General features: G+C 67.9%; 16 protein-coding genes and 1 pseudogene. All 17 read left to right on the forward strand.

Annotated features, from left to right (window positions below):
• Positions 1–357: 357 nt before the first annotated feature.
• The 17 genes and pseudogenes from ACJ6WD_RS09850 (at position 358) to ACJ6WD_RS09930 (ending at position 12,379) form a co-directional block, all read left to right on the forward strand.
• Positions 358–1,053, forward strand: a complete 696-nt coding sequence (locus ACJ6WD_RS09850) for a hypothetical protein (RefSeq protein WP_407615559.1) — start codon at positions 358–360, stop codon at positions 1,051–1,053.
• Between the two features lie 70 nt (positions 1,054–1,123).
• Positions 1,124–1,411 (forward strand): helix-turn-helix domain-containing protein, encoded by a 288-nt coding sequence (locus tag ACJ6WD_RS09855; protein WP_407615560.1) that lies wholly within the window; start codon positions 1,124–1,126, stop codon positions 1,409–1,411.
• A gap of 420 nt (positions 1,412–1,831) precedes the next feature.
• Complete coding sequence (locus ACJ6WD_RS09860; protein ID WP_407615561.1) at positions 1,832–2,110, forward strand: hypothetical protein; 279 nt, start codon at positions 1,832–1,834, stop codon at positions 2,108–2,110.
• Positions 2,107–2,520: a hypothetical protein gene (locus ACJ6WD_RS09865; protein WP_407615562.1), complete on the forward strand. Its 414-nt coding sequence runs from the start codon at positions 2,107–2,109 to the stop codon at positions 2,518–2,520. The genes ACJ6WD_RS09860 and ACJ6WD_RS09865 overlap by 4 nt, the downstream gene beginning before the upstream one ends.
• Before the next feature lie 12 nt (positions 2,521–2,532).
• Positions 2,533–3,003 (forward strand): hypothetical protein, encoded by a 471-nt coding sequence (locus tag ACJ6WD_RS09870; protein WP_407615563.1) that lies wholly within the window; start codon positions 2,533–2,535, stop codon positions 3,001–3,003.
• 1,000 nt (positions 3,004–4,003) lie between these two features.
• Positions 4,004–4,408 (forward strand): annotated as a pseudogene (locus ACJ6WD_RS09875) (Hint domain-containing protein); the annotation flags it as partial.
• A 149-nt stretch (positions 4,409–4,557) separates the two neighbouring features.
• Complete coding sequence (locus tag ACJ6WD_RS09880) at positions 4,558–5,199, forward strand: HNH endonuclease signature motif containing protein (RefSeq protein WP_407615729.1); 642 nt, start codon at positions 4,558–4,560, stop codon at positions 5,197–5,199.
• Positions 5,162–5,446, forward strand: a complete 285-nt coding sequence (locus ACJ6WD_RS09885) for a hypothetical protein (protein ID WP_407615730.1) — start codon at positions 5,162–5,164, stop codon at positions 5,444–5,446. Before ACJ6WD_RS09880 ends, ACJ6WD_RS09885 begins: the two co-directional genes overlap by 38 nt.
• On the forward strand, positions 5,434–6,948 hold the full coding sequence (locus tag ACJ6WD_RS09890) for a phage portal protein (protein ID WP_407615564.1): 1,515 nt from the start codon (positions 5,434–5,436) through the stop codon (positions 6,946–6,948). The genes ACJ6WD_RS09885 and ACJ6WD_RS09890 overlap by 13 nt, the downstream gene beginning before the upstream one ends.
• On the forward strand, positions 6,902–7,138 hold the full coding sequence (locus ACJ6WD_RS09895) for a hypothetical protein (RefSeq protein ID WP_407615565.1): 237 nt from the start codon (positions 6,902–6,904) through the stop codon (positions 7,136–7,138). Before ACJ6WD_RS09890 ends, ACJ6WD_RS09895 begins: the two co-directional genes overlap by 47 nt.
• Positions 7,139–7,239: 101 nt before the next feature.
• Positions 7,240–8,016, forward strand: coding sequence for a hypothetical protein (locus ACJ6WD_RS09900; RefSeq protein ID WP_407615566.1), 777 nt, complete (start codon positions 7,240–7,242; stop codon positions 8,014–8,016).
• Between the two features lie 15 nt (positions 8,017–8,031).
• A complete protein-coding gene (locus tag ACJ6WD_RS09905) occupies positions 8,032–8,469 on the forward strand; it encodes a hypothetical protein (RefSeq protein WP_407615567.1) in 438 nt (145 codons plus the stop codon).
• A complete protein-coding gene (locus ACJ6WD_RS09910) occupies positions 8,469–8,678 on the forward strand; it encodes a hypothetical protein (RefSeq protein ID WP_407615568.1) in 210 nt (69 codons plus the stop codon). Before ACJ6WD_RS09905 ends, ACJ6WD_RS09910 begins: the two co-directional genes overlap by 1 nt.
• Positions 8,678–10,333 carry a hypothetical protein gene (locus ACJ6WD_RS09915; RefSeq protein WP_407615569.1) on the forward strand — a complete coding sequence of 552 codons (1,656 nt, stop codon included), beginning with the start codon at positions 8,678–8,680 and terminating at the stop codon, positions 10,331–10,333. Before ACJ6WD_RS09910 ends, ACJ6WD_RS09915 begins: the two co-directional genes overlap by 1 nt.
• A gap of 115 nt (positions 10,334–10,448) precedes the next feature.
• On the forward strand, positions 10,449–11,810 hold the full coding sequence (locus ACJ6WD_RS09920; RefSeq protein ID WP_407615570.1) for a hypothetical protein: 1,362 nt from the start codon (positions 10,449–10,451) through the stop codon (positions 11,808–11,810).
• A 73-nt stretch (positions 11,811–11,883) separates the two neighbouring features.
• Positions 11,884–12,117: a hypothetical protein gene (locus ACJ6WD_RS09925; protein WP_407615571.1), complete on the forward strand. Its 234-nt coding sequence runs from the start codon at positions 11,884–11,886 to the stop codon at positions 12,115–12,117.
• Positions 12,104–12,379 (forward strand): hypothetical protein, encoded by a 276-nt coding sequence (locus tag ACJ6WD_RS09930; protein WP_407615572.1) that lies wholly within the window; start codon positions 12,104–12,106, stop codon positions 12,377–12,379. The genes ACJ6WD_RS09925 and ACJ6WD_RS09930 overlap by 14 nt, the downstream gene beginning before the upstream one ends.
• The last annotated feature ends 23 nt before the right edge of the window (positions 12,380–12,402 follow it).

The following is a 12,402-nucleotide window of genomic DNA, read 5'->3' on the forward strand; positions in this document are numbered from 1 at the left end:
AGTGGGGCCAAGCGCCCGGAGGGCCTCAGGCCGGCCGTTGCTCGTGCCGCGATACCTCAGTGCGTGCCGTTGCGCGGGCAAGCCACCGACCGCGGCCCAGAACAACCGACGGGCGGCCGAGAGGGGTCAGGCCCAGCGCGCGACACAGGCGCTGCAGCTCAGCTGCCGCCGCGGACTCCGAGTCCGCGAGCACCGTGTAGACCGTCGCCATATCGGCATTCTGCCCTCGCCGCAGCGCAGTTGGCGGAGGAACACGTCGGATTCACCCCGGCGGTGGGGGCCCGGGATTGTCGGGCGCCCACCGCACAATGGCGACAGCTCGCCTCATAGCCCCGGTCCCGCCGCGAGGAGCCCGCCATGAACCACCCCGCCGACATCAGCTACCAGTGGCCCGCATGCGGCGCCTGTGGACAGAACCTCTGGGTCAGCGAAACCGCTCGGCAAGCGTGCCGACCCTGCGAAGACAAGACTGCTACGCGGCTCGCTGAACTCCCCAGGCTATTCGTCCAACTGAACACGACGGCCTCCCTGATGCGCGGCGCTCGAAAAGGAGGCGCCGCCACATCCGGGTCGAAGACGCCGCCCATCCCGCCGCGGCTCGAAGTCCTATCTCTCGTCGCCGCCGGGGGAGTGGCCACCAGGCTCCGGGACATTGAGGACGCATGGAGGTCCGCACTCGGCTGGACAGTCGCGCCCTGGCGCGGGTCGCCTGCCGAGGCCGTACCCGAGCACATCAAGCTCCTGATCAACAACCTGCCGTGGGCCGCCGACAGCTACGACTCCATAGGCCAGGACGTCGAAGACATTCGCCGGCTCCACGCCGAATGCACCGCCGCGCTATCCGACGAACGACGCCCCGGTCGTGTCAACATCGGCCCATGCCCCGTCACTGACGCGGAGACCGGCAACGCCTGCGGCACCCAGCTCACCGCCACCGCCGCCAATCCGCGCATACGCTGCGCCGGCTGCGGCACCGAATGGCCCGACATGGCCTCCTGGCGCATCCTCCGACGGGCGCAAGAAGCGGCAGAGCAAGGGCCGGCGGCAGCGTGACAACACGCCGATCAAAGCCACCACTTGACAATTCAACGGACCGAAGTCACGATCTGTTGCAATAGCAGTCATGTCGCGCAAGGGCCGTCCACCGGACGGCCTTTCGTCATTTCTGGAGGTGACCATGCCCTCCACCGCGCTCGCCACAGCAGCCGACGTCGCCTACTGGACAGGGCGGCCGGTCGGCACCATTTGGCGTTGGGCATCTGAAGGTCGAATTGCTGTCTACGGCCACGGCAAGAAGGCCCGGTACGACGTCATGGACATCGACCCGGCTGTCCGCGACGAAGACGGCACCGTCATCACCCCAACCCCCGCCCCGCCGGTGATCGGACGCCAGCGCGTCGCCGCCGCCTGACTCCTCGCGGGTGGTCGAGTTCGGTGGCGGCAGCTCCCGCCCGCGAGGAACAACGCCTGCCCGGGGGCAGGCAGGGGCCTTGCAGCGCTATCCCCCAGCGCTCGGCACCCCGGTCCGCCCGGCCGCCTCACCGCGGCCGGGCGGACCCACACTCACCCGCTGCCCGAGGGACCGCGGCCGGGCAGCGGGCCTTCACAGCAAGGTGACCATGACCGCCTCAGACTCTGCGTCCCGCTGGCACCACGTGGACGCCCCGTTCACACCCGTGCCGGACTGGAACCCCATCCCTGGCACATGCTCCCGCTGCGGCCAGCCCGCATGGCTCGGCGAACGGCGCTGGTGGCACCAAGGACCCGCCTGCCCCTCACGCGGACGCGCCGCCGAATTCATCCCCGACCGCCCCTCGCCCAGGAGAACACCGTGACCGCACTCGCCGACCGCCTGCACGCCTTCTTCCGCCGCTTCACCTCCGCCACCCACAAGGACGTCGAGGGCCTGGTCGCGGCCATCGAGCAGCACCTCGCCCCGATGATCCGTAGCGCCGTCCACGACGCGCTCACCACAGCCGAGACAGGCGGCAAGAGCCTCCTCGACCAGCTCAAGGCCGACGAAACCAAGCTCGCCACCGCGGTCGCCGCCGAGGTCGCCACGCTCCTCGGGCACACCCCGGAGCCGCCCGCGCCCGGAGGAACCGCGTGACCGAAGCACCGGCTCCGGACGCCGCCCCGGACACAGCCCAACCGACCGGCCCCACCTGCAACGCCTGCGGCAGCCGAGCCGCCGTGCAGTGGCGGCGCCGACTGACAGATGCCGAATTCGCCGCGCACCTGGCGCTGGAGCAGCAGCGGCGCGACGAACGCCTCCGCCTCGCCGACCCGCAGCAGCCAGCCCCCGACTTCGGACCACTGCCCACCCCCGCCGACTGCATCACCCCCATCTTCGGCTGCGCCACGCACGCCATCAACGCGGACGCCGCAGCCCTCGTTCACCAGAAGACGTGCACGGCCCCCGACCCGGCACGGCTGCCCGGCTGCAACTGCACGCCAGAGCCCGCGCCACAGCCCACCCCCGACCCCGAGCCAGCACCGCTGCCGCCCGGCTGGAGCTAGTGAGGGGGCCTGATGGTCGCGTCGAAGGCACAGCAGGCCGCTACGGCGGAGCGCCGAGCGAAGGCCATACGTATGAAGATCGAGGGCGCCACGTACACGCAGATCGCGGACGCCCTCGGGTACGCCTCCCGCAGCGCCGCCCATATGGACGTCAAGCGCTCCCTGGAGAAGCACGTCATCGAAGAGGGCCTCGCGATCGAGGCATGGCGCGAGCTTGAGCTCGCCCGGCTCGACACCCTCCAGCAGGCCATCTGGGACAAGGCAATGGGCGGCGACACCCGAGCCATCGAAGCCGCCCTAAAGATCCTCGATCGGCGGGCCAAGCTCCTCGGGCTGGACAGCGCCATCCGGTTGGAGGTGTTGACGGTTGACGCCCTCGACGCCCAAATCCAGCGCCTCGAAGCCGAGCTCGCAGCTTCCGCAATCGCCGCTGCTGACGACAAAGTTGGAGAAGCTGAAGCACCTGAGAGCCCTCCAAGCTGAGCACCAGCGCCGCGAGACAGAACGGCTCCGCAGCATCGACGTGTTCGGGATGCTCGGCTACGTCCCCACCCCGAAGCAGCAGGAATTCCACAACGCCACCGAGTTCGATGTCATGTATGGGGGCAGCGCGGGCGGAGGGAAGACGGTCGGGCTCATAGCCGAGGCCATCCGAGCATGCGTCCGCCATCCCGGGATCCGCGTCGGGGCATTCCGGCGCACCTACGGCGAACTGCGAGAGAGCCTGCTGGCTGAGCTGTCGAACTTCGGCTACGCCAGCGCCCTGGGCGCCAACTGGAACGGCACCGAGTACGAACTCCGTTTCCCCAACGGCTCCCTGCTGATGTTCCGGTACGCGGAGTCCGTCAAAGACGCGAGTCGACGGCAGGGCGGCCAGTACCAGCTGCTCATCTTCGACGAGCGGACATTGACCCCGCCCGACGTGTGCGCCTTCCTTGAGTCGCGGCTGCGGTCCGGCCGCTCCGACATCCCCGTCCTCGGGATCCGGTCCGGCACCAACCCGGGAGGCCCCGGACATGGCGCGGTGAAGGCTCGCTACATTCAGCCCACGAACTACGGCGAAGGCGTCGTCACCGACGAGCGCGGGCGCACGGTGCGGTTTATCCCCAGTCGGCTCAGCGACAACCCGCACGTCAACCCGGAATACGCCGCTGACCTCAAGGCGCTTCCGGAGAAGCTGCGGGCGGCGTTCCTCGACGGGGACTGGGATGTGTTCGCCGGAATGATGTTCCCCGAGTTGCAGCGTGACCGGCACGTCGTCGAACCCATCGCCCTCCCGGCGACGTGGCGGCGGTACAACGGCATCGACTGGGGCTACTCCGCCCCGTGGGCCGTCCTGTGGGCTGCGGTCGACGAAGACGGCCGTGTGTGGGTCTACCGGGAGATGTACCAGCGGCAGGTCGGCGAAGCTGAGCAGGCCCGCCGGATCCTCGCCGCAGAAGCCGACGAAGAGAACGTGGCCGCCCGGTACGCGGACGACGCCATGTGGGCAACCCGCGGCGACGCCCGACCCATCGCCGACGTCTACGCCACAGAAGGCGTGCCCCTCACCGCGGCCGGTAAGGGCGCAGGCAGCCGTGTCATCGGCTGGCAGCGCGTCCACTCCTACCTCGCCGACGGTCCGGCTTGCCCGCATCATCGGGCGCAGGGCCTCGAAGAATGCCCGCGGCTGCACATCTTCTCGACCTGCACCGAGCTGTACCGGGAGCTGTCCAACCTGCCGCACGCCACCAAAGGCGACCCCGAGGACGCTGATACGACCGCAGACGACCACGCATGCCTCGTTGCGGGGACTGTCGTCCAGACCGTTCGCGGTCCTATGCCGATCGAGCGAGTTGCTGCGGGAGACCTCGTGTGGACCCGCAAGGGACTTCGGCCTGTTGTGGCGGCTGGATTGACGGCTCGTAATGTCGAAGTAGGTTCCGTTCTTTTGTCGAACGGTGAAGTTCTTCGCGGTACCGCCAACCATCCAGTGTGGATTGGCGAATTGGGCTGGACTCGAATGGATAACCTGCGGTATCAGGATATAATCCATTCATGGGAGCAGTTGACCGCGTCATCTTCAACGGTGTCATCTTCCGCAGGTATCCCGACTCCGATAACTGGCCCGACAGGTCATACTTCACGCCCGGCATCGCTGATAGGCAGCGAGGGGTTGGGCGCCTCCACCAAGAAATCTGGAAGGCAGTCCACGGGCCGATACCCGAGGGCTACCACATCCACCACAAAGACGAGAACACGCTCAACAACAGCCCCGACAACCTCGCCTGCATCTCTGCCGCAGAGCACAATGCTGAGCACGCCGCACCGGGTGTCTTCCCGCCGTGGCTGGAGGCGGTTCACCTGCTGGCACTGGAGCGCGCTGCGGAGTGGCATCGCTCCGAAGAAGGGCGCGCATGGCACCGGGAGCATGGAAGGCGGTGCTGGGAGGGGCGAGAGTACTCCTCCTTCACGTGCGAGCAATGCGGCGCCGAGTACAAATCCCGTGCAGGGCAGGGACAGAACCGGTTCTGCTCAAACAGCTGCAAGTCTCAATGGCGCAGGGTCTCCGGCGTCGACAACGAAGATCGCACCTGCGGATACTGCGGGCAGGTCTTCCGAATCAACAAGTACGCCAAGGCACGCACCTGCTCCCGTGTATGTGGTCAGGGGCTTCGTCGCCAGCGAGCAGCGAGCTGACGTCTACAACCTGACCGTCGATGCCGTCCCCGAGTTCTTCGCGGACGGCATCTTGGTACACAATTGCGACAGCCTGCGCTACCTGCTCACCAATCTGGGAAACGAGGCTCGGTTCCACTTCCCGGCCCCGGATCAGGTAGCCCCGGCCCTTGACCCGAACGCCACCAGCCGTGGTCGGCCCGCGCCGGCTGTTCCCAGCATCGGCGGGTTCCCGATCCTTGAGGGAGGTAGCCCATGGGCGCTCTGAGCTGGATCCGGGAGACCTTCCGCCGAACTCCTGCCGCAGAAGCGGCGGCTGCACCTTCGATCGCGCCGCCGACTCTGGCGCAGGTGCGGCGCACCGGCTACGAGTACGGGCTGCCGCTCAACATCCAGAACACGTCGTCGCTCACCTCCGCCACCAGCGAGCGGCAGCAGGTTCTCGCGCAGCTGCACCAGGCGTACATGTCCTGCAACTGGGTCTCCGCATCCGTCGACCTGATCGCGCGGACCGTGACGGCCGGTGGCCTGCAAGCTGTCGCCGACGATGACGGGACCGGCACGGCGCCGGTAACTCCCCAGGTGGCCCGGCTCCAGCGGCTGATGCGGTTCACGAACCCGCGCGAGGACATGGTCCAGCTGCTCAGGTGCGTGGCCACGGATCTGTTGCTGTTCGGCGACGCGTACCTGGAGGTCGTATACCTGCTGGGGGAGCCCGTTGCCCTGTACACGCTGGACGCAACCACCATGACCGTGATCGCGGATCAGCACGGCGAGGTGTCCGGCTACATCCAGGACGTCGACGGGGTCCGCACTGCACAGTTCGATGCCGACCAGGTCATCCACATCAGCCTCGACGCACCGCGGGGCGGCCTGTACGGGGTATCGCCGGCCCAGAAGTGTCTCCTGCCGGTCACCGCGTGGCTTTTCACGATGGCGACGCTGAAGGAGTGTTTTCGTCGCGGTGACCCGCCGCGTTTGCATGTGGACTTGGCTCACTTCCAGGACTCGGACGTGCAGCGGTGGCGCGAGCAGTACCGGGTGTTCAACCTCGGCCCGAAGGCGGTCGGAGAGCCGGTTCTCACCACGGGCGGCGGCGGTGTGCAGGTGCTGGACCAGCGGAAGGTGAGCGACTACCTCGACGCCGACCGCCAACTGCGAGACCAGATCATCGCCGCGTTCGGAGTGCCCCCGGCGAAGCTCGGCATCATCGAGACCGGCAACCTCGGCGGCGGAACGGGCGAGGCTCAGGACAAAACGTTCAGAGTCAACACGATAATCCCCATCGCCAACCTGGTCCTGGAAAAGCTCAACTACCACCTGCTGTTGCAGGGTTTCGGTATCGAGGACTGGCATCTGGAGTTCCAGGAGATCGACTATCGCGATTCGAAGGTGGTCGAGGAAATTCGAGAGATGAGGCTCCGCGCGGGCGCCTACTCGCTGAACCGGTGGCGTGCCGAGATCGGCGAACCCCCAGTCGAAGGCGGCGACACCCCCATCTTCATGGAGCGCACGTTCATCGCCGACTGGGCCAACATGGAAGACCTCGCCAAGAGCTTCATCGTCAAGAACCTCGGCGCGGCAGCCCAGCAGCCCGGTGGTGCACCGCAGGACCCCAATGACCTCGCCCCTCCCGCATCCGGTGACGGACCAGCCGACCCGGAAGACGGGCCCGGCCTGTCAAAGGACGCCACGCAGGGCGAGCCGCCCGAGGAGATGTGGGATGACCTCTACCGTCGCATCCTCAACGAAGCCCTCGCTGAAGTCTGAGCCCCTGCGCGGGCACACCGCCGAGCTGACTGCCGACCAACTCGGCGGGTTCGAAGTCCGCTGGTACGACCACAACGGCGGTCGGCGCGTAGGCCCGTTCGACCGCATGGACGAGGTCGCCCTCTACATGGCCGAGCACGACCTGGAAGCCCCCGACGAGCTACTCGCACCGGTTGATCCCGGGAGGTGACGACGATGGGTGGTGGACATCCAACGCGGGCGCAGGACGTCGGCCCGCTGATCGCCAAGGAGATCGGTTAACCCCAGGTTGCGGCCTGCAAGGAGGTGGCCGTGCCTGATGCCACCATCCAACTCCGGTCCCTCAAGGGCATATGGCGGCCGGTCTACGCCCACCGGATCGCCCTACACGCCACTGCGGACGCCATCGTCCTCGCTGCGTGGAAGCGCGACGCGCACGGCCTTGACCTCGCGCCGGCCGTCGCCGCGTGGCAGCAACTCCTCGGCGAAGCGGTCGATCCGGCGCAGCGGCATCGACGTCAGGCCGCGGCAGCCGCGGTCCTCGGCATCCTCACCACCTGGTCCTGGCAACGCACCCGCGCAGCCGTCGCCCTCGCCGCGAAACGCGCCCACCGCGCCGGCTGGGCCGCAGGACACGCCCTCGTCACCCAGGACCCCGACGACGACACCCCCTACGACACCGAGCCCAGCAGCCCCCACGTCATCGGCTCACCCGACATGAGCGACGACACCGCGGACGGCACCGCCACGGCCGTGCTCACCGCAGCACTCACCGCCACCGCCGACCGGGCCGGCACAGCCATCGCCGACAGCACCGACGACGACCCGGCCAGCGACGGCGAGGACACCATCGAAACAGCCCTCGACCTCGCGCTCCTCACCGACGCCGCCGTCTCCGCCGCCTACGGCGCTGGCATGCTCGCCGCCTACCTCGGCGCCGGCACCAGATCCGTCCTCTGGCTGACAGCAGGCGACGGCCGGGTGTGTGAGCGTTGCTCCGATGCCGAGGCCGGCAGCCCGTACAGCCTCCTCGCCGCCCCGACACTGCCGCAGCATCCGAATTGCCGATGCGTTCTCGCCCCCGCCTGATCTGGAGGTCCACCCGTGCCCACGAACCCGGTGTTCACCCCAGTCGACGGTGCAGGCAACGTCATCGGCGGATCCGCCGCGACCCCCGCGGTGACCAAGCAGTTCCGTGACAGCGTCGCCACGACGCAAGCTTCCGGATCGCCGACCGCCCCCGCGTCCGGCACGGCTATCGCCACGGTGACGATCCCCGCAGCCGGTCTGTACGAGATCACCGCGATGTACTTCCTGTCCGGCACCGTCGCTGGTGGGGACGCCAACAACGTGCAGCTGCGGCAGAACGCCACCACCCGTCTGACGCCATTGCCGCTTCCAGCTGTGGCGAACGCCTACCCGCCGCCGGTCGTCGTCGTACTCAACTGCACCGGCTCGGACACCGTGTCCCTCAACGCCGTAGCCGGCGGCACAGCGAGCGCCGTATACAACGCCACCCTCGTGGCCCGGCAGGTGGGCTGATGTACGAGATCCCCAAGAAGCGGGCCGTGCGCCGGGCAGTCACCCGCGAGGACGTCGAAGCCGAGCGGATGACGGACTGGCTGATCGACATCATCGAGAACGATCCCGAGGTCCGGGCAGCGATCCTCCGCGTCGTCGCCGGAGGACAGACGCCTCGCCGGCCACGCCCCACGACCACACAGCCCGTGCGACGCGGAAGGGGGCGCTGATGGACAAGCGGATCGCCACGATCTCGGGGACGATGCTCACGCCCGGTGTCTCCCGCAACCGGCGCCTGTACACCAAGGAGCTGATCGCGAAGGCTGTTGGGCGCATGCAGGAGCGCCTCGCCGACCCGAACGGGCTGCCGATCACGATGCGCTCGCACCATGAGGCCGGCGACGACAGCACACGGATAGTCGGCTCCCTCCGTGAAGTGAAGGTCGGTGAGGACGGCGCCGCCCACTACACCGCAGACCTGTACGACACCACGCACGGTCGGGACATCGCCGCCCTCATCACCGGCAAGCAGCCCGCTCTTCGCTCAGTGTCGATCCACGGCTACTGGCTCGGCCCGGTCAAGCGCATCCAGCATGAAGGTGAGTCCGTCAGCAGCGGGACGGACTTGGAGATCGACTCGCTGGACTTCACCGCCACCCCTGGAGTGTTGGGTGCGTCGGTCGCCACAGCGTCGTACCTGCCCGAAGGCGAGCACGCCGAGTCGATGGCCGGCCGGACCGCGATCCGCGAGTCCGTGGACGCCACCGTCGAAGTCATCACCGAGGAAACGCCGGTCGACGAGTACTCGGCGCAGCAGAAGCGGGACATGGTCGGCAAGGGCCAGGCGATGAAGAACGCCAACGGCGACCCGTCGTACCCGATTAAGTCGAAGGCGGATCTGCGCAAGGCAATCCGGGCGGTCGGCCGCGGAGGCGCCGACCACGACAAGATCCGTGCCCACATCGTGGCTCGCGCCAAGGCGTTGGGGCTCACCTCCATGATTCCCGGCAACTGGAACAAGGACGGATCCATGAAGGAGAGCGCCAGCACACGACTCGGGGAAATCCGCGAGTACTACCCCGACGGGCCGGGTGGCGGAGCCGGCTTCTGCATCGACGCGTTCAACGGCCCCATTTCGCTGACGATGCGGGCATGCGGCATCGACCCCGCAGATCTCCGCGCCATCACACAGGCCGCCATGTGTGCCGCGGTCGACGCTCTACAGGCGATGGACGCCGACATCGACGTGGGCGACGCAGCCGCTGAAGACACCGACGACGACATGACCGACAGCGGCGGAGACGAGAGCGCCGTCCCTGCTACCCCGGCCGTCACCGAGACTGCCCCGCCCACCGGCGCGGCCACCACCAACACCGAGGAGGAGGCCGCCATGGGCGAGCCCACCGAAACTGACCAGACCACGGCGGCCCCGGCAGCCCGGTCCCTCACCGACGCCGACATCAGCGCCCTCGGCGCCCTCTTCGGCGCAGCCCTCAAGGAGAACCTCGCACCGGTCACCGCCGCCCTCGCCGAGAACGCCCCCAAGGCCAGCAAGAGCGAGAGCGAAGCCACTGAGAGCACCGACGCCAAGCCCGGCAGGGAGGCGAAGGAGTCCAAGAAGGCCAAGGTCGCCAAGCTCCAGGAGACCGTCCGCGCCGAGATGGCCGAGCTCAAGGAGTCCCTCCGCGAGGAACTCCTTCCCAAGGTCCGCGACGAGCTCCGCGAGGAACTCCTCCGCGAGAACGGGCTCCCGCCCCGCAAGGGCTACCGAGTCCACGAAAACGAGCAGTCGGGCCCGGACGAGCAGACCCCCGAAGACCTCTACAAGAACCGCGCCGAGCTGCTCCTCGGAGAGTTCGGCCGCACTCCCCAGCCCGCTCAGTAGGCAGGCAGCACCTCCTGAAGGCCCCGCAGATCGGGACCTTCGCATCCCCACCCACCACCCCAGCCCTGCACGGCAACGGCCGCGTGGGGCTTTCGCATGAAAGGGAGGCGCTTCCATGGCCAGCGAGCTGGAAGAAGCCATCACCACTGCCGGCGCGGTAAGTCCGCTCATCCCGAAGGCGATCTCGCCGCTGCTGCTGGAGTACCAGCGGCGGTACGCGCCACTGCTCGCCGCGATCCCGAGCCGGCAGTGGAACTCGACGCAGTACTTCTTCAACCGTCGCGTCGCCCGCCCAGACTCCGGCGGCGTCGTTGACGGTGGGGCCCGGCCGATCGGCAACAGCACCTACGAGCAGGCTGTGTTCAACATCCGCCTGTTCCAGGCCGTCGGCTCCGTCACCGGGTTCGCCCAGACCGTCACCCGCGACATCGTCGGCGACCTCCGCCAGCTGGAGCTCGATGGCACTGTCACGAGCATGTTGTGGACGTTGGAAAACAGCTTCGTGTGGGGCCACGACGGCGCCACCGCCAACGGCCAGTACCCGATCTGCTCCGGCCTCGACTACCTCGTGTCCAACTGGACCGCCGGCACCGGCAGCAACAACTACGTGAACGCGCTCGACATCAACAACACCTTCGGCCTCCACTACCTCGACCAGCTCATCGACCTCGTCGAGACCAACGCCGCCATGCCGATTGGCAGCAATTTCATGTTCGTCATGTCGCCGCGCATGGCCTCCGCGGTCAGCCAGTCCCTCGTCGCACAGCAGCGATTCGCCGCGCCCACCACCCAGATCGGCGCCGGCCTCAACGTCCCCACCTACAGGGACATCCCGATCATCAAGAGCTCGTTCCTCAGCCCCCGGTCGAACACCATGGGCACCGTGACCACGGCGACATCCACCTCCGGTGGATCGCTGGCCGCGGCCACCTACTACTACCGGGTGGCCGCGGTGGTCGCCCGCTTCGGCGAGATCTCCGCCTCGACCGAAGTCTCGCAGACCACCACCGGCTCGACATCCACGGTCACGCTGTCGTTCAGCACACCGACCAACCTGCCGGACAGTGCCACACCCGTCCTCTACAAGGTGTACCGCAGCACGGCGACCGGCACGGAGTCCCTCATCGGCACCGTGGACGCCTTCGACACCACCGGCGCCGCAACCACGAGCATCATCGACACCGGCGCCAACCTCCTCACCAACTCGTCCGGCAACACAGGCCCGACCGCCTACCAGGGCACCAACTCCGGTGCGCTGCCGCGCGGTGGAGCCAACGCTCAGGAGGACGTGTACCTCATCCCGCGCGACGAGAACTTCCTCGTCCGCCCGTACACACGCGACATGCAGATCCTGCCGCTCGCACCGACGGTCACCGCGCCTGATTCCCTCCCCTTTGCCGTCTTGTGTGACACGACGCTTGCCTGCCGCGGCAGCCGTTATGTGGGCAGGCTCTCCCGGCTCTCGGCGACCCTGTAGTCCCTCCTCGCCTGAATGATTCGAGGGGCCCGTGCCCGCGTGCTCGGGCCCTTCACCACCCTGGAGGCATCCCATGGCGGACATGCCGCCCCCGCCCGGCCTGTGCGTCGTGGACCTCTTCCACGGCGATCAGGTCCCGGCCGAGACGATCGTCAAGGGCTACATGGTGTGCGCAAAGCACCTTTCCTTCCAGGAGGAGTTCTTCCGCCGCTGGGAGGCCATCCAGGATCCCAAGCAGCTCAAGAAGCAGGAGAAGAAGCTGCTGAAGTCCGTACAGAGTGGAGGGAAGTCAGATGTGGCTTCGTAAGACTCGGCTGCTGCCGGGTGGCGCGCCGGGTGGCTACGAATGGAAGTCGGACCAGGACGTGGTCGAGGTGCCTGACGATCTCGGGGCCGAGCTCGTGGCGGTTCCCGATGCAGGGTTCGCGGAGGTCGCCCCGGCGGCTGCGAAGGACGCCAAGGCGGAGGCTCCCGCCAAGGAGACACCGGTGGACAGTACGGCCGAGGCACCCACCGCACCGAAGAAGCGCGCGGCTCGTAAGCCAGCCGCCACCGAGATCTCCGAGTAGCGCCCTGTCCCGCCCGTCAGGTT

The organism is Streptomyces sp. VTCC 41912 (assembly GCF_045799175.1).
GTDB classification, from domain to species: Bacteria; Actinomycetota; Actinomycetes; order Streptomycetales; family Streptomycetaceae; genus Streptomyces; species Streptomyces albulus_C.